Origin of the sequence: Thiocapsa marina 5811 (assembly GCF_000223985.1) — a bacterium.
Lineage (GTDB): Bacteria > Pseudomonadota > Gammaproteobacteria > Chromatiales > Chromatiaceae > Thiocapsa > Thiocapsa marina.
This window is the reverse complement of record NZ_AFWV01000027.1, coordinates 1-22,090: the sequence shown is the minus strand read 5'-3', so window position 1 is coordinate 22,090 and position 22,090 is coordinate 1. Positions and strand designations below refer to the sequence as shown.

14 protein-coding genes are annotated in these 22,090 nt (G+C 58.4%); 9 read left to right on the top strand and 5 right to left on the bottom strand.

The genetic code is table 11. The annotated features are described in order from the left end of the window. Window positions 1-675 precede the first annotated feature (675 nt). Window positions 676-2,067, top strand: coding sequence for a sugar transferase (locus THIMADRAFT_RS27600; RefSeq protein ID WP_324603164.1), 1,392 nt, complete (start codon window positions 676-678; stop codon window positions 2,065-2,067). A 515-nt stretch (window positions 2,068-2,582) separates the two neighbouring features. On the opposite strand, the gene THIMADRAFT_RS23400 is transcribed toward THIMADRAFT_RS27600, so the two are convergent. Together THIMADRAFT_RS23400 and THIMADRAFT_RS23395 are read right to left on the bottom strand one after the other, a co-directional pair. Further along, window positions 2,583-3,356, bottom strand: a complete 774-nt coding sequence (locus THIMADRAFT_RS23400; protein WP_007195619.1) for a WecB/TagA/CpsF family glycosyltransferase — start codon at window positions 3,354-3,356, stop codon at window positions 2,583-2,585. Further along, on the bottom strand, window positions 3,349-4,455 hold the full coding sequence (locus tag THIMADRAFT_RS23395; RefSeq protein WP_007195618.1) for a glycosyltransferase: 1,107 nt from the start codon (window positions 4,453-4,455) through the stop codon (window positions 3,349-3,351). Before THIMADRAFT_RS23395 ends, THIMADRAFT_RS23400 begins: the two co-directional genes overlap by 8 nt. 816 nt (window positions 4,456-5,271) lie before the next feature. Here THIMADRAFT_RS23395 and THIMADRAFT_RS23390 point away from each other — a divergent pair. Further along, entirely contained in the window at window positions 5,272-6,426 is a 1,155-nt protein-coding gene (locus tag THIMADRAFT_RS23390; RefSeq protein ID WP_007195617.1) for a glycosyltransferase family 4 protein, read from the top strand. A gap of 246 nt (window positions 6,427-6,672) precedes the next feature. Continuing rightward, complete coding sequence (locus THIMADRAFT_RS23385) at window positions 6,673-7,464, top strand: carbon-nitrogen family hydrolase (RefSeq protein ID WP_040734010.1); 792 nt, start codon at window positions 6,673-6,675, stop codon at window positions 7,462-7,464. Window positions 7,465-7,743: 279 nt separating this feature from the next. Here THIMADRAFT_RS23385 and THIMADRAFT_RS23380 read toward each other — a convergent pair whose 3' ends face one another. Next, the gene (locus THIMADRAFT_RS23380) at window positions 7,744-8,748 is read right to left on the bottom strand and encodes a sulfotransferase (protein WP_007195615.1); all 1,005 of its coding nucleotides are present in this window, start codon (window positions 8,746-8,748) and stop codon (window positions 7,744-7,746) included. Between the two features lie 249 nt (window positions 8,749-8,997). Beyond that, window positions 8,998-9,828 carry a polysaccharide deacetylase family protein gene (locus tag THIMADRAFT_RS23375; RefSeq protein WP_007195614.1) on the bottom strand — a complete coding sequence of 277 codons (831 nt, stop codon included), beginning with the start codon at window positions 9,826-9,828 and terminating at the stop codon, window positions 8,998-9,000. Window positions 9,829-10,237: 409 nt separating this feature from the next. Here THIMADRAFT_RS23375 and THIMADRAFT_RS23370 point away from each other — a divergent pair, with 409 nt between their 5' ends. Beyond that, window positions 10,238-11,419 (top strand): glycosyltransferase family 2 protein, encoded by a 1,182-nt coding sequence (locus THIMADRAFT_RS23370; RefSeq protein ID WP_050799672.1) that lies wholly within the window; start codon window positions 10,238-10,240, stop codon window positions 11,417-11,419. Between the two features lie 46 nt (window positions 11,420-11,465). Continuing rightward, a complete protein-coding gene (locus THIMADRAFT_RS23365) occupies window positions 11,466-12,608 on the top strand; it encodes a glycosyltransferase family 4 protein (RefSeq protein WP_007195612.1) in 1,143 nt (380 codons plus the stop codon). Between the two features lie 104 nt (window positions 12,609-12,712). Here the strand turns inward: THIMADRAFT_RS23365 and THIMADRAFT_RS26155 are convergent, their stop codons facing one another. Next, a complete protein-coding gene (locus tag THIMADRAFT_RS26155) occupies window positions 12,713-13,630 on the bottom strand; it encodes a sulfotransferase family protein (protein ID WP_267878420.1) in 918 nt (305 codons plus the stop codon). A gap of 331 nt (window positions 13,631-13,961) precedes the next feature. Between THIMADRAFT_RS26155 and THIMADRAFT_RS28320 the strand changes: the two genes are divergently transcribed. From THIMADRAFT_RS28320 to THIMADRAFT_RS26145, 4 genes are all read left to right on the top strand, one after another. Then, entirely contained in the window at window positions 13,962-14,090 is a 129-nt protein-coding gene (locus THIMADRAFT_RS28320; protein ID WP_007195610.1) for a hypothetical protein, read from the top strand. A gap of 1,276 nt (window positions 14,091-15,366) precedes the next feature. After that, entirely contained in the window at window positions 15,367-17,727 is a 2,361-nt protein-coding gene (locus THIMADRAFT_RS26150; RefSeq protein WP_007195609.1) for an AAA family ATPase, read from the top strand. Between the two features lie 2 nt (window positions 17,728-17,729). Next, entirely contained in the window at window positions 17,730-19,031 is a 1,302-nt protein-coding gene (locus tag THIMADRAFT_RS23350; RefSeq protein WP_007195608.1) for an oligosaccharide flippase family protein, read from the top strand. Window positions 19,032-19,545: 514 nt separating this feature from the next. Next, complete coding sequence (locus THIMADRAFT_RS26145) at window positions 19,546-20,595, top strand: sulfotransferase family protein (protein WP_007195607.1); 1,050 nt, start codon at window positions 19,546-19,548, stop codon at window positions 20,593-20,595. Window positions 20,596-22,090 lie beyond the last annotated feature (1,495 nt).

The window sequence follows — 22,090 nt, the reverse complement described above, 5'->3', positions numbered from 1 at the left end:
GGGCTTTACCGCCGGCACCGGCGGCAAGGTCAACAATCACGACGTGGAGGGGTTCTATTTCGCACTGACAGCACCATCGAGCTGAGAAGTGTGAACTATGTTCGTTTGGTGCGGCGGCAGGATGTCGCCGCGTCCAACGATCAACGGCAGGGACAGTGGAGTGATCCGGAATCACGCTCATTTTCGGGCCACCACGGCGCCGGGTTACGGTATGACGGTGAACGCTTGCCGGTGGTGCATGAAACCCGAAGGAGCACCAAAATGAAGCAACTACCAGAGTCACACTTCGGTGCCTCAAGACAGGCCACCACGAGACTCCGTAACGTGATCTTTCGACAACTCCGGGAATGCCGCACACATGGGTAAGCGAAAGCGAGTCCAGCGGCGCGATTTTTGCGGATACGCCTCGTAACCAGAGGTTAAAGACATCATTTGCAGGAGTATCGGATAATTCCGCATGCTCGTCGCATCGGGTGACCATCGAATTCGATCGCTGCGAACAAACCCGACATCTCCGACATCTTCAGGCCGGCAAGGACTCGGCGTTCAATCCTATGCAGGTACAACGAGATGGCCTTTGATTCTACTCTAGAGCTTGCACCGGCGACACCTCAACCAAAACCGCGACTGAGAGAGCATAGCAGCGCTGTGCTCTTCGTCCAGCGATCGGTCGACATGCTCGCGGTCTTCGGCGGTCTCTTACTCGCATTGCAGACGCATGGCGCCGATGAGTCCGGACCCTTTCTATGGGTTGGTCTCATCGCAGTGGGACTCTTCATGTTTTTTGCCGACATGAAGAACATCTATCGGTCTTGGCGTACAGGATCGGTCAGAACGGAGATCCTCTACACAGTGGAGGCATGGATCGCGGTCTTCGTCGGGCTGTTCGCAATCGGCTATGCGTTGCCCGAGCTCGTCTACCCGCCCGGCGTGATGCTTGAATGGCTCGCCGCCACAGGCATACTGCTGATCCTGACCCGCCTCGGTGCTCGGCATGTGCTCCGAGTCGCGAGAGGTCGGGGCATCAATACCAAGCGGCTTGCCATTGCGGGTACCGATGCCTTGGCACATCACGTCGCACGAACGATCGCAAAACACCCATGGATGGGTTTTCGCACGGTCGGCCTCTTCGACCACCTCCCGACAACCCAAGACGAATCCCCGCGGTTCGGGGTCGGCAGCGAGTCCCTAACGACAATCGTCGACCTCGCTCGATCGGGTGTGATCGACACCGTTTTCGTTTCCCTCCCATGTCCGCGTTCGACCGACACCCTCCTGGAGGCACTCAGCGATACGACGGCATCGGTGTATGTCCTTCAGGACCGACGTCGCGGCCGCTTGCCTTGGCAGAGCGCAAGCGAGGGCGAGGTCAACGAAGCCCTCCCGGTGCAGCTTCAGAGGGACGCGCTTCACCGCTGCTGGATGGAAATCGGTGGAATCCCCGCCATCAGTGTCTACGAGACTCCTTTCCTCGGGCCGAACGGGTGGCTAAAACGTCTCGAAGACATCGTGATCAGTTCGATCGCGTTGATCCTACTGGCATTACCCATGGCGATCATCGCCATCGGCGTCAAGCGGTCAAGCCCCGGCCCGGTCTTATTCAAACAACGGCGCTATGGCCTCGCCGGCGAAGAGATCGTCGTCTGGAAGTTTCGCAGCATGACCGTTTGTGAAGACGGAGACAATGTGACTCAGGCAAGGGAAAACGACGCTCGAGTAACAGGTTTCGGGGCATTCCTGAGGCGCACATCCCTCGACGAATTGCCGCAGTTCATCAACGTCCTGCAAGGAAGGATGTCGATCGTCGGTCCTCGACCGCATGCAGTCAGTCACAACGAGTACTACCGCAAGTTAGTCGGTGGATACATGCTACGCCACAAGGTTAAGCCGGGAATTACTGGACTCGCGCAAATCAATGGCTGGCGAGGAGAGACCGACACCCTAGACAAAATGTCTAAACGGATCGAGCACGACCTCGCATACATAAGACGTTGGTCTCTTTGGCTGGACATTCGCATTATCTTTGGAACGGTGTTCAACGGTTTTGTTCACCGAAACGCTTATTGAAAAAGACGGGAGCATGCTTCACGGTGAACGTCTAGATCAAGCGCTTCATCTGCGCGCATTTTCTCCGAAGAGTCGCTCGTGCCACTAAGGTACGATTCAAAAACAACCGAAACATGTAGGATGGGTAGAGCATCAGCGAAACCCATCCAGCCCGCGCTAAGGGCATCAGACCGAAACCATGAAGCGCGGCGGTTTGGAGGATGGGTTTCGCTGCCGCTCTACCCATCCTACGGCTTATCAAGGTGTTCACCTTGTTTCTGAATTTCACTAAGATGCAACGGTTCGCGGGAATTGGCGAGCTTGACAGGTGGGCTTTTGAGCGAGCCGTCGCTGGAAGATCTTCAACGTGAGCTACGGCCATCGCAGCTCCCCTGCCGGTGGAATGAACCAAACGGTGTTGCAACGGGGCTATGCAACGCTGCCTTGGGTCTTCTTCGCGCCAGAGCCGGGAGGTCAAACAGCGTCTTTCGAATCATTTCCGACGCGAATGACTTCACCGATCGGAAAAGTCCCGATTATGGCGCCTTGCGCCTCCTTCGAATCCACTCGATCATGACCAGCCATGGAAACACTATGGCGTCATGCCCGTAGCGAATGACCATGCGCCGCGGTTCGGTCACCATGCGGTGCAACCATTCCATTCCAGTGCGCCGCATCCATACCGGTGCACGTGGCTTCTCCCCTGCCATAAAGTCGATCGTCGCGCCGATACACAGAACGGTCTTAGCATGGATCCGGCCGCGCACCCTGTGCACCCAGAGCTCCTGCTTGGGTGCCCCCAAACCTACGGCCAAGACGTCTGGGGCCAATACGCGAATCCTCTCCAACGCCATTTCGGTGGCCGGAGAATCCGCTGAGAACCCCATGGGAGGGCTATAGACGCCTGTGACCCGAACCCAGGGCCAAGTCCGCCGAATGTTCTCGGCCGCACGTTCCGCGACCCCCTCGGCCGCCCCGAGCAGAAAGACACTGACGCCGCCGTTTTGTGCCGACGCGGCGAACAGGGCGGGCAGGAGGTCGCTGCCGGGAACCGTACCCGGCAGCCCGACACCGAGTAGACGCGCTGCCATAACCACGGGCTTGCCATCCACCAGAACCATATCGGCATCGTTATAAGCCTCTTGGAAGGCCTGATCGTGGCGAAGCTTGACAATATGATCGACATTCGGAGTAACGACATACCTGGACGCATAGTCTGGTTCCGCGATCCACGAGAGCAGGCGGTCGATCGCTTGCGTCATGTCGAGCGGGTCGAGTCCGATCCCAAATATCGCGATCCGGTCATCCAAAACGCAACACCTCTCTATAGACTTCCGCGACACCGCGAGCCATGCTCTGGTCCGAAAAAAGGTCCGATTGCCTTCGCCAACCGGCCCCGCGCATGGCATCCCAGTCGAAGGCTCCGTCCATCGTTGCTGCGATTGTTTTCGCCAGCGTATGCGGATCATTCGGCGGAACGACGAGACCGGAGCGACCGTGCTCGAGCACTTCCGAAACCCCTTCCACATCCGAGGCCACCACAGGCACCCCGGCCGCCATCGCCTCGAGGATAACCATGGGCATACCCTCTCCATACAGACTCGGCAAGACGAACAAATCCATTTGCGCGAGCTGTGACTCCACGTCTCGGGTAAATCCGGTCCAATCGATCGCGTCCGAAACACCAAGACGACGCGCAAGCCCTTTTATAACGGACTCATAATCGGCCGACTCGAACGAACCTACCGCTCGCAACCGGACGGACCTCCCCCCGGCACGCAGCAATGCCAATGCCTCGATCAATACCTCGACTCCCTTGCGCGGTCGGAACAGCGCGACTGTGCCGATCACCCAATGGTCTCGGGGGGTGGCCCTCTCTGACAAGGGACCGAGTGTAGGCACACCGTTCGGGACGACCCGAATCCGTTCTCGACTGAACCCTTCCTCACGCAGATAACGCGCCAGGCTTGCCGATACGGGAATGAGAAACCGAACGCCTCCGACGCTGAGGCGCTCGATGAGGCTATTCAACCGATTTCGTCCGAGGTCCTCCGTGCAGCGCGCGGTCGGACTGTGCACATGATGCACCATAGGAATCCCAGCGAACGCCGCAGCGACGCGGCCGACGAGCGCGGCGCGTGGGGTATGGCTATGCAACAGAGCGTAACCATGCTTCTTTACAATGCGAGACAAGCGCAACCCCGACGCCAGATCGAACCGCGACGACATGGGCAACAGGTGAATCGGGGCGTCTACCGCCTGTCGTGCTTCGGGGAATTTGTTCGGCTTGACGCAGGCGAAGCCGACTTCAAAACCTTGTTCAGGTAACCGAAGCGCGAGCAGATCCTGGACGCGCTCCGCGCCGGAGTAGAGGTCGCCGTTGATGACATGAATGATTCGAGTGCTCATATGATTCAAACCGCAGTTATCGTGTTCTGTTACGAGGTTGTCGAGGAGCGGCGCCTCAGAGCCCCTGAGCCGGCATCGAGCTCGACAACAGGTTCTCCGAGGCGAGGCCGCAATCGCAGAAAAACCAGAGCAACAAGCACACCGGCAGGATTGCTCCTTTCCCGAGTCCGCCGGGCCCTGTTCACCGTATCTCGATACCCATCCGAACCCATGCTCGCGAGTCGCCCGTAGCCTGGGGCGATGCCCGAACCTCGCATGCCATACACGATCGCGACGCACTCTGAAGGTGCGCAATGAGGGAGTCGCGCACAGGCATCCATCACCTATCCCTCGCGGCGACTCGGGATTTACCGCTCCCGTGGGATCGTGATGACCATCCGTATGTCCGTGTCCGACGATGCAGGACGCCAAGGCCCGGAAGGAATGGTCAAAACGACCTGTCGTTTGTGATTACCGAGATTTTAGGCCGAAATTTTGCGTAAATCTTCGCGTCCGCCGCCAGATCGGGGAGGCGACGGACCACGTTGCGGTATTGCCTGGAGCTGCCGGTTCGGGGCGAGAAAGTGGTCTGGAAAGCCCAAGGGTGGCCCCAACGTGATAATATCATCGAGCGGGAAACAAGATGACGCGGAGCTTGGAGACCGAGTCACCCAAGTCGCTCCATCAGCTCGGTTACACACTCGAAACGTATATGGACCGCCGACCGATATCGGTGTCGAGCGCCGCATGTGGCGCAGTAACTGAAATCGTGGTGTGTTGTCGATTATGCGGAATCACGGACAGGAGGTCTCGAAATCAACCTTGAGAGACAGATCCATGTCAAAACGCATTTGTTTCGTGGGCTTGGACAACTATCCCGTTCTGAATCCCGCCAAAGGCCATGAATATTTTGGCGGAGAAGCCGTTCAACAAACGCTGTTGGCCAAGGCGTTTCGCGACCTGGGCTACGCCGTGAGCATGGTCGATCGCGACTTCGGACAACCCGACGGGGAAGTGATCGACGGGATCCGGGTCTGGAAGACCATGAAGGAGGGAGATGGTCTACCCGGCTTCAGGTTCTTTCACCCGCGACTGACGTCCGTCGCTCGAGCCCTTCGCCAAGCCGACGCCGACATCTACTACCAATCTTGTGCGGGCGTCATGACCGGCGCGGTCGCCTGGTTTTGCAGACGAAACGGGCGTAAGTTCGCATTTCGCATCGCACACGACACCGATTGCATTCCCGGGAAGCATATCCTCGGAAGACTCAAGTGGCGTGACGCAATGATCTATCGCTACGGCATCAGACGAGCCGATTTGATCGCATCACAAAGCAAGATCCAGAGCAAACTGCTGAAAGACAATTTCCAACTGAAGAGCCAAATCATCAATCTCGCGGTTGAGCCGCCATCCCCCGCGGATCGAGGCGCCGAACGGGACATTGATGTACTCTGGGTCAACAATATCCGAGACTTCAAGCGACCCGAGTTGGTTCCGGAACTGGCAAAACGCCTGCCCCAGTTCCGATTCGTCATGATCGGAGGTCAGAGCAGAGAACACGAGGGACTCTACTCCGATGTCGAGAATAAGTGTCGTACAGTTCCGAACCTTGAATTTCTCGGTCAGGTACCTTACCGCCAGGTCAACAGGTATTTTTCTCGATCGAAAGTCTTCGTCAATACGTCGGATTCGGAAGGATTTCCAAACTCTTTCCTCCAAGCGTGGATCCGTGGGGTGCCGGTTGTGTCGTTTTTCGATCCCGATCAGATTATCGCCCGAAAAAGGCTCGGTGCAGTCCCGGACTCCATCGAAGGCATGGCCGATACAGTGGCGGAAATCCTGGGCAATCGGAATCTGATCGACGGACTTTCGCAGAACGCTCGGGATTATGCCGAGCGCCACCACTCGCCGGACGTGATTGCTAGTCAGTATATCGAGCTGCTTTCCACCTTGCCCGCTCAAGACGGGATAAGAGGTCCGGTTTTCGGTTAACGACGGTCAACTCACTGGTTGATCTCACTGCCCCTCACCTTGGAGCAAAAAGCCTCACCCCGTGGTCAACCGGGAGCACGCCGCCAGTCGTCGAGACCATCACGTATGGCGCCACTACTCCATCCCGAGGTTGCAGCCGCAGGACGCTGAGCCCGTCGGGGCGGCAAGTGACAGACTGAAGCAGGGCTCAGACAAGGACCTCCCGCTAACATTAGGCCAGCATTGGATCCGGACCAATTCAACACAATGCCGACTCGGATTAAGGTTGCGCTCGCACAGATGGATATCGTCTGGGGTGACCCGGCGGCAAACCTTGCACAGGCCAGGAGTTATGCAATAGACGCGGCGCGGCGAGGGGCCGACGTCATCGTCCTCCCGGAACTCTGGTCCACCGGTTATGACTTGACGTCGGCCGTCGATCATGCGGAGCCCTTAACGCAAGGCATCTTCGCAGAAACGGCTCGCCTAGCCCGGACCCAGAGCATCGCGATCGTCGGCTCTTGCCTAGCGCGATTGGGAACGGGCCGGATCGGCAACACCGCCGTCTATATTGACGCCGAGGGCAGGACTCGAGCGATCTACAGCAAGACCCACCTCTTTCGGCTTATGAACGAGCACCGCCATCTCACGCCGGGCTCCGAGCTCGCATTCTTCGACACGGGTCGGGGTATGGCGGGACTCGCGATATGTTATGACTTGCGATTCCCGGAGCTATTCCGCTGCTACGCCCTCGCTGGGGCCGACGTGGTCTTTCTCTCGGCCGAGTGGCCCCATCCGCGCGGCGATCATTGGCGAACCTTGGTGCGGGCAAGAGCTATCGAGAACCAAATGTTCATTGTTGCCTGTAACCGCGCCGGGCGCGACCCGGATCACCTATTCTGCGGAAGCTCTTGCGTGATCGACCCCACCGGAGCTGTGTTGGCCGAAGCCGACGAGCATCCCGCGTTGCTTTTCGCCGAGCTGGATCTCGCCACTGTGTCGAAGACGCGCGCTGATATTCCAGTGTTTGCGGATCGACGTCCCGAGCTGTATTCGTAGGGAACCGAATCTGAAAGCATTCGTGATTTCGGCCATAGAGGCGATTGGCGCGGACCGACACGGCGCGTCTTGGGCTCCCTCCGAACTGATAATATGAACTGCTCAAGGTTTCGCCGGCCTGTCTAGTGCAACGCCGCGGAAGTCTCGATACCGCCCCCTGGGTACGCCGCCCTCATTCGCCATCCCAGGGAGGCGGACTTCAGTCCGCCGACGGCGCGCGCTCGCATGGCCACGGGAATTCCGCGGCGTTGCAATAATCCGCGAGCCCGTCGTCTACGCTCAGAAGTCTTGGGAGGAGAGGCCTACAGGGCGATCTTGGTAAGCGTCGTAAACCCTCAAGTTGAATCGCCGCAACATGTCGGAAATCTCGGCAACCTTCACCTCCCCCAGGCGCCTTCGCACATCCCCCAATCCACCCAGGCTTTCTTCAGCAAGCCTCTTGCGGGTTTCATGGGAAGCTTGCTGAGACGGCAGCCTCAGATACTCTGCGGACGGAATATTTGAGAGTCCGAGATCACCAATGATGCGGCGCCACTCCGTCAGACCATCCGGCCCAATCAGATCCTCGTAAAAGGTCGTGACGAGCCCTAATTTCGCTGCCTGAGAGAGCGGAACAACATTCTCGATGCACCAAATAGCCGAGTTCGCCCCGACGACGGACGCCGCGGACGCCCTCCGAACTTCAGCCCAGTCAACAGTGACATCCGACTGCAAACGCGGATCGTCGAAATATGACTTCAGGAGGGCCTGATGCTCCCAGTCCTCGCCACCCAAACGGAGCTTCGACTCAACGACTGCAAGCGGATGCCTCAGAACATAGAGGATCCTGCACGGGAAACTCGCCTTCAGCCATTCCAGCATCAGGTTGACCCGGATGAACTTGACGATGAGGGGTCGCCCCGCACGTGGCTTGAAACGCTGATGATGCTGAAGAACGTACTGCCAGCGCTTCAACCAATGCTTCAAGCCGGAAACCGATCGAAATGCCACGAGGGACGGGTAAAGCCGCTCGGGACGTTCCCGGTAGCGTGTCCAGAAACCGGGATGCCTTCCCGATACGATCTCCCCCATAAACCGTGACAATTCGGGTTCTGAGTCAGCCGCCGTCAGATATCGGTTGGCAAAACGAGTGGTCGTCGCACCAAGTATAGGATGCATCGGCTCGAAAATGATGTTCATCCCGTTCGCTTCGGCGATGGCATCAAGAACCCATGTCGTACCGCTCCGGCCCGATCCGACAACAAAAACCGGAGCTTTGTCAGATTGCATTTCCACAGGTTTCATGACCCCATCGCTCCACCGAAGAGCCATCTACCATGAGAGAGTGGCGAACGTGTATCTTCCGGCGAGTATCGTATGCCGCTGACGACAAGGCGGAAGCGGGCGCGTAACGAAACACGTAACGAAACATGTAATGAAGTCGGATTCAACGTCGCTTGCTCCAACGGCACACCAAGCGGTAAACGTAACCCTCGACCCTCCATACTTGCCCTTACTCCTACTTATGTATGGTCGCATCAAGATCGCCCCCGATCACAGAGGGGCCATGTTTCGCAACAAATGATAGGCAATATCCTTCGCCGTTTCGCCTCCGGCAGAGTTTATGGGAATGCGGCGAAGGCTGAAAGGATCCGAGTTGATCGCGTTTACCCCGCCGTGGCAGGACAAGCTGCAACGGAGACCGGAATTTTTAACAATCAATAGGTTCTCGGCGTTCATGTGTTCGGGACCACCGTACGGGTAAGCGAAGAGATCAATCTCCGTATTGAGCTCGCGACACAGACGCTGCCGGGATTCCAAAAGTTCTCGCTCGGCGTCCTTCTCTGCCAGAGAGCCGAGGTCGGCATGATTGACCGTATGACACCCGATATCGAATCCACGCGAATGAAGCGACCTCACCTGATCCCAGCTCATCCACTTAGGCGTATCAGGAAGCTCGCGATCCCACCACGCCACCGCATCCGTTCCGATAAATCCGGTAGCCACAAAGAAGGTGGCCGGCAGACCTAGTCGTTCGAGGATGGGGGCCGCATGCTCGAAATTGTCGAGGTAACCGTCGTCGAACGTGATCGAGAGAGTCCCACCGCAGTCTTCTCGACCCAGTCGATCGAGCTGTTGCGACAAGGGCACAACGCGAAACGTCCGCGCCAACAATTCGCAGCATTCCTCGAACTGTGTAATTCCGCAGGTCAATGGGTTGGGGTATGCGAGGTCGTCGACGCGATGGAATGCGACGATCCAGACGTGATTAGAAACGACGACTCGCCGAAGGAGGCGGCCCAAGAGGACCCCGGCAATCATGCGTTTCACCGGGACGGTAGCGCGTTGATAGCCGGATTTCTGTGAGCTCGGTGAATTGACCATTCTCGATCGACCCTCAACGGAAACTGGGGACCAAAATCCAAATACAAGGAAACGCCGTTCAACGAGGCCCGGAGCCAGTCGGCTCCCGATCCTCAAGACCTCGCCCGCAGGGAGGATCCGAGAGACCGCTTCACCGCGCCATGACGGCCGCGTCCCGCCCACGCGGGGCGGCGGCGGGATCAGAGAAACAAGGCGCAGATCGATCGGATTTCCGAACGTGCCAGCTTGGACGGCGCACGTTTCCTACAACTGCTATTGTGAAGGAAAGCGCTGCCCCCTACCATAGGCGCCTGGTGAATCGAGCGACAAACCTGAGCCCCGCACCGGATATCTGAACAGATACGGATCTCCGAGATGCCGAACCAACAGCCGACCGGGCACCAAACTCAAGTTGTGCCCGCGGCGGCAAATGCGCACTGACGCCGAGGAAAACGTGTCGGATAGCCCGCTTGTCTCGGCAATTATGCCAGTCTACAACGCCGAAGGTTTTCTCGGCGCGAGCATCGATTCCGTGTTGGCTCAGTCCTACCCTGCGGTCGAGTTGATTGTGGTCGACGATGGGTCGACCGACCGTTCTTTAAAAATCGCCGAGCAGCGAGCTGCACAGGATCGACGCGTCGAAGTACTCCGGCAGGGCAACGCAGGCGTCGGATCTGCCAGGAACGCGGCAATCCGGCAGGCCAACGGTTTATTCGTGGCGCCGATCGATGCCGACGATCTCTGGCATCCGGATAAACTTCGGAAACAAGTCGCTGCATTCGATGCGAGCGGTCCACTCACGGGCTTCGTATACTGCCCGGCCATAATAATCGACGAGCTCGGCCGGCCTGCCTCGAGGTGTTTTCACGGAAATCGACCTCGGGGGATTGTCTGGCTTCAACTTTTCGTGAACAACTTCACCGGAAATGCGAGCACCCCGCTCTTCCGCACGGAATGCCTGCGCGAACTCGGCGGATACGACGAGACACTGTTTACGGCAAACGCATACGGAGCTGAAGACTGGGATCTCTGCCTTCGAGTCGCTGCCCGATACGAAGCGGCCTACGTCCCCGAATGCCTTGTCGGCTATCGACGCGTATCCGGCAGCATGTCCAGCGGTACGCGTCGCATGAAACGCTCCTACGACGCCATCGCCCGAAGGCTATTTGACTCCGACTGGCCCATTCCGGGGCGCTTTCGGCGTTACTCCGAAAGTACCATCGCACGCTACCTCGCATCCCAAGCATACAGATCCGGGAACCTGTCAGAAGTATTGAGGTGGTCGGCACTCGCGCTGTTCCGCGACCCACCTTGCATTCTCGATCGGCCTTTTCGGTCGAGCATTCTCGCATCGATGCGAGATCGCTATAAGTTACGAGATCTCTCCAAAGAGCGGCCCGAAGAGCAGTCGCCGCGGCATACCGGGGCGCCACTCCATTGGCCGGACGTCGCAAAATACAACCAGCCACCGAATCACTCGAAAAACCGCCTCTGGAGGCGCCTTTTGAGCCACCGCACGGAGCAGATGATTCGGCTCCAGCGCTCAACGCCCTTCCCCCTGCATAGCAACATCGGACAGCCGTCGATAAGTCTTTCTCGCCCTGCGGTTTAGTCTTCTGTGTCTATAAAACCATCACGACCAAAGCCCTATACCAAAAATGGAAAAATCGCTGATTAAGGGCCGCATCCGCGTCCTCTTCATCGTACCGTCGCTGCGTCGCGCCGGTGCCGAAACGCAGGTCGTCAACCTCGCCAACGGACTCGATGCCGAAAAGTTCGACAAGCACCTTTTAATCTTTGAAAAAGAAGCGGAGCAAGTGCCGAGGATCGACCCGAGTATTCGTTTCCATCAAGCCAAAAGGACGCGCAGATGGTTCGATTTCCCGCTTGTGGCTCAAGTCGCCAAGGTCATCGATTCGGAAGGAATCGATGTGGTGCACTGCAGCCTACAATTCGCCTTGCTGTGGGGTTGGCTGGGTAGCAGGACAGCCATCCGCAAGCCATCAGTGATCGCCTCGCTACATACCACGATCAACCAAGGCATTAAGAGTGAACTACAGGACCAGCTACTATACCAATGGATCCTAAGGGCTTGCCAAGGTATCGTTTTCGTTTGCGAGCGCCAGCAGGCGTACTGGGAGCGCAAATACCCGTTCCTCGCTGGGCGATCTGAAGTGGTTTATAACGGCGTCGACACCGACCATTTCGATCCGAGCGCATTTCGCTCGGAGGGTCAGGCATTTCGGGTGGCGCACGCGCTACCGGACAACGCAATCGTTCTCGCGAATGTAGCAAGATTCTCGCCCGAAAAAGGACAGCACCTCTTGCTCAAGGCCTGCGCAGCCCTGGAGCCCAACGTCTATCTCGTGTTTGCTGGGAGCGGCCCCCTTCAGGGCGAGATGCGACGCCTGGCAAATGAGTTAGGTCTGGCGGAACGCGTCCGTTTTGCCGGCGACCTCAGTGATGTACGGCCCTTGCTGGCCGCCGCAGACCTCCTCGTCTTGCCTTCCACAGCCGTCGAGACCTTTTCGATGGCAATGCTGGAGGCCTTGTCCATGGCGACGCCCGTTGTCGGCTCCGACATCGGCGGGATGGCCGAAGCGGTCTTCGACGGCGAAACCGGAGCGCTGGTCCAGCCCGGCGACGTAGCAGACCTGACTCGAACGATCGAGGCCCTCGTCACTGATCGAGCGAGGCTGAAAGACATGGGATCGAACGGCCGGGGTCTGGTCGTCAAGCGATTCAGTGAGACCCTGATGATTGAGCGAACGGCAGAGGTGATTCGGCGCGTTCCCCGCTGACGCCATGGTCCACTGCTCCCGTCGCCGCTGTGCACACGGAAGGCTTCCTCCCCCGCCCGGCTGACACCTCTCCCGACTGTTCTCTCGATCGTTTCCTGCCTGACTCAAGCCCAATCGAGGCGCGGTAAGATCGGTTCCAGCCAGGGAACCTGCGCAATACGACGATCGATGTAAGTCAACTGCTCCCTCGTAAGCTCGCTCTTCCAGCGAGGCGCCTTCTCCTCGACCCTGCGGTATTGGTTCTTGGTTCCACTGCCAACGACGTGAACTGTCTTCAGATTTATCCACTGCTCGAACGGTTCATCGCGCTCCGGAACCCCGATGAAACGATACAGTTCTCGAAGCGACTGCTCCGGATAGCGGGTCAATTCTTCGAACGTGACCAACATGTAGTTGCCTTGGCCCAGAAGCTCCGCGAATCTCCGAGATTCATCATGATATTTCAGCCAATAGTCGATAACACTTTGATATCTCATCTCCTCGCGCGTCAGAAAAGAATGGAGGTAGGCCTTAGGGTTCTTGATAAGGTGAACAACAAGAGTATCCGGAAAAAGAGAACGCATCAATTCAAGCCTGAATAGGCTCTTACAGCCATCGAAGTAGTGAGTGTAAGGACCTGACTGTGCCAATGCTTCGAAGAATTTGGCGTTTTCACGATAGTAGCCCCCCAACAGCCGTTGTCGGGCAGTCTGAGGAAGCGCTCGATAAAAAGGGAGCCAGCGGTCACTCCGGGAAATCGTTGTCGCGATGCGACTCGATCGCAGCAGACGCGGCAGCGGAGTCGGGTTAGAGGTCAACCAGCTGAAATCCTCCCCCATAGCTCTCATCCTCGACTCGATACCGGTACGCACCGGGCAAGCCACCGAGGGAACAGCGCCGCAGGTACATCTCGTCTTACCGAGCGTGACGAATTGATAGTTATAGGTGTCGCCGAACCCAATCACATGCGGGTGTGAGGAGACCAGCATGCTCACGAGCGTGGAGCCTGAATAGCTTGTCGACAATAGAACAACGTTTCTCATCATCTCACCCGGTTACCAACTAAACTTAGAGCAGGTTCACGTCTTGAGCCAGCGGCCGGCGCACAGTGGCGCCGTATCCACCACCGCCGGGAGTCTGCAATATCGCGAAACATCTCATCTCATTTCAGAAGGATCTGAATTTTTGAGATTTTCTTGCGAAGTATTATTGCACCGAGGAGCTGCTCGCAGACGCACTTTTCGGCTGGCGCTGGCCTCATGGCTTCGTCCCCGCCGACAGTGCAGGCATACTGAGGGCCGTGCGGCCCTTCGTACCCGCGGCTTGACGCAGTGCAGGCACTGCCACCACCGGACCTCGCGGATCGCCGCGACGATGCTCCCCTATGCCGAGGTGCCACTGTCCGTCTGCTTTCTCGCCATGTACCTGCTCACTCCGCAGAATATCGCCGTCTCCGCGCGTGGCCTCAAGCGCCATCTCGGGGTCTTCTACCCTACGGTGTAGAGTATCAAGCACACGCTCCAGCAGGGGGATGCTACGACGCGACGCCGATCGCTCACGAACGATTCAAAGACAACCGAAATATGTAGGATGAGTAGAGCGCAGCGAAACCCATCCACCCCGCTCAGACGCCCAATCCGGATGGCGGCCCAAAAAGATTCGTGTCGCTGCGCTCCACCCATCCTGCCCCTGAATCCGAGGTGTTCACCTCGCTTCTGAAGCGTCACTCACTCGGCAACGTGAAGACCGTCACTGAAGGACACGAAACATCAAGCGAGCCACCAACATCTGCCCCGCATCGAGCTGACAGCCATGCAGCCCCGCCTCGGCGTCGCCGCCCCGCCCGGCCTACCGTCTGCTCAAGTTCGCCGCGGCTCGTCGGTAATCAGGTCCGGCCGTGAGCCCGGGCGGCTCGAGACCAAAGAGACCGCACAAAACATCCGGGTCGCGGCGCCCTGAGTTAGCCTCGGGCACCACAACGGACAGCAAATTAAGCGCCCCTTAAACAACTGCCGCGTAGAATATCCGAATTCGGGACGTTCCGGAACGAGGCGGATCATGATGCACGGGGGCCAACATTGGGGGTGGAGCAGAAATCCTCGCGGACGAGGAACGAACAGGAAAGCGGGCCGCTCCCGAACAGCGCTCAATGTCGCACTCAGGACGGAACATCAGCGCTGCCGAGGAACACACACCCACGCCTAAAGCGACCCGATGGGTCAGCGAATCCCCGACCCAAATTAGGTCCGTGCCATCACGGAAAGATCACGAAACTCGGTTACTTGCGAGCCAGGACCAAGTGCCTCCGAATGACTCAACGCCGCACGGCGACCGCGCCGGTTGTCAGTATGCACGGGATCTCGACGCAGACCCGATCATCGGTGATTCAGCTGCAGTGGAAGATATCCGATTTCGACAGCAACCCATCAACTGCGCGATACTACAGCAAGGGCGTACGAGTTTTTCGGAGAACAGCGTGCGCCCCGCGCATGTCCGGACAAGGCGCGTGGATGAGGCTTAGCGGTCCCTACGGTGAGTAGGCGAAACGCCGGCACGGTATGCGCGGGGCGTGCAATGCGGCGAAAACCACATGATCTCGATGTATCGTCCCGAGATTTTTGACGCGAGACCGGACACCGCAGCACTCAAACTCATGAACTGAAGAGTTGGATTGATGTCCTCGGATCCGAGCTCCCGGCAGGATCGTATGCGTTTCCGAGAGGCAGAACACCCGCGGTCGAGTCGGAAACTGGCGTTTTCCAGCAGCAAGGACATCTAGATGTACGAGTCGTTTTTCGCGCTTCGGGAGAAGCCCTTCTCGCTGCTCCCTGACCCCGGCTTCCTTTTCATGAGCCATCAACACCAGAAGGCGTTGACGCTGCTTGAGTACGGACTCTTCAATCAGGCCGGTTTCATCGTCCTGACCGGCGACATCGGCTCGGGCAAGACGACACTGATGCGGCACCTGCTCGAAAGGCTGGACTCCAGTTTCACGGTCGGTCTCATATCCAACACCCACGAGACCTTTGGCGAGCTGATGGACTGGGTCTCCATGGCCTTCGAGATTCGCCACGAACCCGCGAGTAAGCTTGAGAAATATCGTGCCTTTGCGGACTTTCTGGTCGAGACCTACGGCAGGGGTCAGCGCGTCCTCTTGATCGTTGACGAGGCTCAGAATCTCGGCATCGAGAAGCTCGAAGAGCTCCGCCTGCTATCGAACATCAACGCCGGAAAGGATCTGGTGCTGCAAATCATGCTGCTCGGCCAGCCTCAGCTGCGCGAGCTGCTGCGCGACCCGGCGCTTGAGCAACTCGCGCAACGTGTAACGGCGTCGTATCATATCGGACCGCTCGATGCCGCGGAAACGGAGAGCTACATCCGGCATCGCGTCTTCGTCGCCGGTGGAACCCACGACATCTTCACGCACGATGCTTGCGTGGCGATTCATCACTACAGCAAAGGGGTACCGCGCCGCATCAATCTGATCTGCGACACGGCGCTCGTCTACGCTTTCGGAGCCGATGAGCAGGTCCTCGACGCCGCTTTTATTCGCGACTTCATCGCCTCGCACGCCCCGCACCTCATGATCTCGATCGACTTGGATCGGGCCGCGGCTGCGCCATCGGAGGACTCCAAGAACGGGATCGAGCCCCCCCCCATGGACGGCGATCTCGCTTCCGATGCACCCGAGGAGGAACAAGAGAACCATACGCAACCCATCGCAACGTCCCCGCGGCTAGAACCTTCGATGCTCGCACCGGAGAAAATCGAGACGGAATTGCCTGCCCGCCCACTCGAACGCCCTGAAGCGGTCGCATCCAGCCTTCCGATAAATCCCTCGGCGCCTCGGATTACCGCTACTGAGCCGCTGCACAAACCAAGGATCTCGGCAGATCCCCGCCGGGCCTCTGCGGGCGAAGGACCGAATCTACAGAGACATTACTCCAACGCCCCCGCTTCCCGGCTGTCGGTAAAAGCAAGCATTCAAGGCACCTCGGCGGACGAATCCCGGATAGCCTCGCGTGATGCTTGGGCGCTCAAGGAATCAGCCCCCACGGAAGCGCCGATCGTCCGTGACCAAGTCTCTCGACGAGGGACCCCAGGCCCCGAGCACACTGGCGCCGTGACACCGAGACGTGGCCCAGGGACCGCAGTCGCCCTGATCATGCTTCTAGTGCTCGCGATAGCCACCTTTGCCCTGGCCGACTCGGAAAGCGCTCGCACCCTGCGCGCCCAGGTTGCCGCCATCTTCCAAAGCACGATCGGGCAACCGGAGGAGCCGACAGCGGTCGCCCCGGACACGCAAACAATCGTTGACGATTCCCGCGGCGACGATGTTTCGGCAGATGCTGTCTCGGCCGCCCCAGCGACAGAGAAAACCGAGGAGCCCCAAAAAACGGATCCGGGCGAGCACCTTGGATCCGCGCCCAATGTCGAGCATCCGCCGGCAAGGCCTTACGGATCGATACCCGGCCCCGATGATGAGCGACTGCCGCTCACGGTCCTTCCGAACGCGACCTCGCCCGAACCAGGTGCAGCCCTAGAACCCCTATCGAACCCGAACGCGGCAACAGACCTCGGATTGCAACGAAGCGCCTCCTCCGACATCATAGCTCCGCTAACCGATTCGCTTTCGCCCACCAACACACAGCAGACGTCGGAGGTAGAACCGGCCGCGGAGGATGCCGGCGCAAGGTCCGATGCACCTGATGCACTCGACGACCTAGCTGCGGAGCTGCGCAATCTCCCCCACGATGTACAGAGGCTCAGCCCCGACGAAGTTTCCCTAGACATGGGACCCTCGGTCCAGTTCCAAGACGGGAGCGCGGTACTGGATTCGCAAGCGAAGGAAACCTTGGCTCGCCTGGCAGAAGTCCTGATGCCCTTGGACGATATCAATATCCGCATCATCGCGCACACGGACAGCACCGGCGCCGATTCGGTAAACCAATGGCTTTCCGCCCGACGCGCCGGAAACGTCGCGGCCTACTTGGAGGGCCTCGAGATCCCGCCGGAACGTCTCGCTCACGAAGGCCGAGGCAAGAGCGAGCTGCGTGTAAGCTCGAACGAAGAACGGCTCATCGGGCCATGGGTAAACCGCCGCATCGAGATCCTATTGAGTTCGCCGCGTCAGCGCTAGATATGAAGCAAACCAACCCCCTCAAACGGCTCACGCATTCGCCTCTCGCGCGCAACATATTGACGTTGTTCACTGGAAAGGCTGCAGCACAAGTCATTCTCATCGGTTCCGCGCCCATCATTTCCCGTCTCTTCGTACCGGCCGATTACGGCACGGCGGCGATGATCCTGGCGCTCGCCGCCCTCGTGGCCCCGCTGGCCACGCTGAGCTTCGGAACCGCCTCGCAGTTAGCCGCGCTCGACAGCGACGCCCGCAGCCTGTTGCGCGTCGCGATGGGCAGTACGGTGCTTTTCACCGTACTGCTGGTCGCACTGACGTTCATCCTCTCGTCTGCGCTTGAGCTTGAGTTTTTTACTCGGTTCGGCGGATGGGAATGGGCCATACCTTTGCTCTTCTTGCTTCACGGTGCGGAGTCCGCATTCGAGTCGTGGAACACGCGCAGAAAGCGGTTCAAGGTGCAGGCCGTCACCTCTGTCTCAAGCGTCGGCATCTCGACAGGCAGCCGCATTGCGTTCGGTGCGATCGGCGGCAGCTCGGTAGCCGGCCTTGTCATCAGCAAATTCATCGGGGTCGGCACCCGTGTCGCCGTCCTTGCGCGCGGCAGCGGTCTAACGCGCTCGACCGAGGCATCAGAGCGCAGTCTGGACCACTACCGGTCTCTCGCCTACAAGTTTCGAGATTTCCCGCTGTTCGCCACACCGACCGCGCTGCTCCAGTCCGTGAATAGACAGTTGCCACTCCTGCTGTTCGGTGGTTTGTTCTCTCCGGCAGTTGCCGGTCTCTATGCCATGGCGGATCGCCTGTTCTTGCGCCCACTTAACTTATTGAACGCATCTTTTCGCAGCGTTTATACGCAGCACTTGGTGTCCGCCGTCGACCGAGGTCGGCCTCTCACGCCACTCCTGTTGAAAGCATCCGCGTTCACCGGTGCCGCTATGCTTGTACCCTCGACTTTGCTCTTAGTTTATGGAGAACCGATGATTGCTTTCGTGCTAGGCGAGACATGGCGCGGGGCCGGGGAGTTCATCGAGATAACTGCACCGCTGATGTTTTTTGCCGCACTTGTGATTCCGGCCAACGCTGCAATGGTTGTCTGCAGGCAACAACGCACGTTCCTCGCCATGCAGGTTCTAACGACCACTGCTTTGGCCGTCGGGTTTTTTACAGCTTTCCTCATCTGGCGCACTCCCGCATCGGCTCTCTGGGCCCTTGTCACCGTGCTTTCAATTCGACATTTATATACGGTGTTTATTGCGCTTGCAGTAACGCGAAGGCAAGACAAATCACAACAAAGCAATCTTTGAAAGCGGAGGCATCGCTCATTAGACCGACCGCCCAGTACTTAAGCGGATATAGGGTGGCGACGGCTCGCGACTAGGAAGTTCACTCCTGACGTTCCTCGGTTTTTCGTCTTCCGAGGGCAGGGGTTCCTATTCTGGCGAGCCGCTTCACTGCTCGTCATGGCACTCGCCGCGCCAATGGACGACGTCGAACTTGATCACCCCGGTCCGCTTGGTCGTCGGCGTCCCGTTCGGGCATATCGGCACCGGCAGTATGGCCGAGGCGGAGAGAGTCACGGCTATCCATATGTTTTCGTGGCGACAACGCTTGCAGTGAATCGGGTCGTGCGAACAAAGCGCGACGCAGGCTTCGGCAGTCCCGCAATTAGAACACATGAAGTTATCCACCGGGAACTATATCTTTAGAGGGCGTTCGCAAACTCCGCCTCGGTATCTCTCCGCGAGCGAAACTCCCACAAACGCGGATACTTGTGAAGGTTGGATTGCATTGTTGGCAAAGGGCGGACTCCGAGATAGGATGGACATCGAATCGGTATGCGCCTTCCAGTTGGCCACAGCGCGAGCCTGCTCAGTCTCGTTGGTAGTTAGGACAGATTCAGTATCAGCGGCGACGCAAGATCGTTTTACAACAGTAGCTTCCGTTTATTACGACTGGGCTGAGCACCCCGGAATCAATAGAGAGCAGTCACAACGCAGGGCTAACACTAAGGGGTCTTCTATGCTTCCGGACTTTATTATTATCGGCGCCCACAAAGCAGGGACAACATCGCTACACCATTACTTCGACCAGCATCCCGACGTCTTTATGACGATCGTCAAGGAGCCGAATTATTTTAGTTTTGACCCGACAAACCCCGCTCATGTCGGAGCCAAACGGTCTAGTTATAGAGTTCGGTCTCTGTCTGACTACGAAGCACTCTTCAGCACGTCTCCGCCACACAACAGGCGTGGTGAAGCATCGCCATCCTATCTACACTCCAAGTCGGCGCCGTTTCGAATAAAAGAGCTTCTTCCGGAATGTCGGATCGTCGCGAGCCTGAGGAATCCTGTCGACCGCGCATACTCTGCCTATCTAATGGCGTTTCGGGATGGTGTCACAACCTTGCGGGTTCAGGAGATCAGACCTGGACGGGATACCTGGATTCTTCAGAGTCTCTACGCAGAATCGTTGAGGCGATACCTTGAGGTATTCCAAGACGAGCAGCTACGTTTCGTTTTATTTGATGATCTCAATGCGAATCCTTCCGGAGTCATGCAGAAACTTTTCCGTTTTGTCGGTGTTGACCCGGAATTTAGTGTGGACACCACCTATGCGTTCAACCCTGGCGGTATTCCTCGAAACCCCATACTTCATCGAGGCCTGAACGTCATCAAAAAAATTCCTAAAGTCCAAGAATATGTACCCAAAAGTGTGAGGAGGAAGATCGCGAATATTCGAGACCGCAACCTCGCGAAAGCGCCTCCTCTTGACCCGGAAGTTAGATCAACGTGGCTTGATTTCTTCCGTGAAGATATATTGAGCACGCAGGCGTTGATCAGACGTGATCTCGGGCATTGGCTAGATTGATACTGATCGCCAAAGTCGGCTTGCTACTTCTTTCGGGCGCCTAAGCACCTTCCACCATCAGTCAACTTGTGGCAGCGTTTGAGCGTGGGTGGCTTCAGTGTCGCCGCAGCACCAAAGTTTCGACAGCGTCGCAGCGAGGTCGCAAACCATCGCTTCGCTACGGTGCGTGCTCCGTAAGGGCTTAGTGCTTCTTTAGACTCGCATTAATGGGGGCAGATGTCAGCGGCTTACAGGAATTACGGCTGTCCTTGGCGAGGCATGCTTAAAGCGCAAGATACGTTCGAGCCATTGGATAATCCGAGTAGCCTGCTCAGTCATCGGTGAAGGAAAGACACGATTCTCTCCTTGGCCGTGTGACCGCGGGTGATCGCTCACCCGCGGTTCCCACAGATCCGGACGTGCCCGATTCGGGCATCCGGCTCCTCCGCCTAAACTTTGCTACGTGACATAGAGGCTGCGTACCGCAAGCGCGGATGGGAGAGGATGACGCTTGAGCAGACGGTTGAACACCGGCCAGTCGAGGCGCGTCGCATGCGAGCGACGGTTGAGCCCCTGATGCCTGCGTCTCTGGACCTCGAAGCGGAATCGCGACAGCGCTCGTGACCATAAGACTATGCCGAATAGTGCCTCTGTCCGCACCCGATTCAGCGCGGCAATTCCGGGCAACTGACGTGCTGCGGCCAAGACCGTTCGGCATAGTTCGGCGGGCGGCATAAACCGCCTTCTGCACCTCCGCGCGCACCTTGGCGTGCTCGGGGAGCGCCTTGCGCGCGGCCACCAGTTGCATCACCGCGCGCGCCGACGACGGCTCTAGCGCATCACGCAAGGCTTCCAGGACCAGACGCTGGCATTCGTCCGAGGCGAACCACTGTTGCCGGCGACACGGCCCCTTCGACTAAACGGTGCCTCGTCGTCCGGAATCTATCAGACGAATCGTGGCGTCCAGGTAGGCCAATTCGACCGCACAGGGCCAAGCGTCGGGGCCGGGGGACAGCGCGCGGCGATAGCACCCGGGCCGCGCCGATATAGTTTCCTGTCTATAGGGTGAGGCGTGCATCCCTCGCCGTCATACCGGGATCGGATCAGTCCAACGCACATTTATCCGGCGTGTGCGACGAGCGTCTCCCCACAATCAGGGATAACTGCCACGCGCACGACGGTAAACGCTTATTCGATGGATCCACTTAGCCTCCCCGCGCATATGCCGATTGTCCAGCAGGTGATCGGCGTGCTTGATCTGGTGGCGCAGCGCGATGGTGGCGCCGAAGCGCCGTCCCACATCGGTCAACGACAATGCCGGTCCGCTCACGCAGGCCGCCACGGAGGCGAGCAACGTTGCGAGATGTTGAGTGCGGTCAGCGATTTTGATGGTTTCGCGATCAAGTTGCGTGATGGGGGTCGGCGAAGCGCTCCCCCGGTCTCGCGCGGCCGGGGTGTGGGCCGGCGGCGCGAGGTGGATCCAGCGCGGTGGCGGGACTCAGAACAACAGGGGATC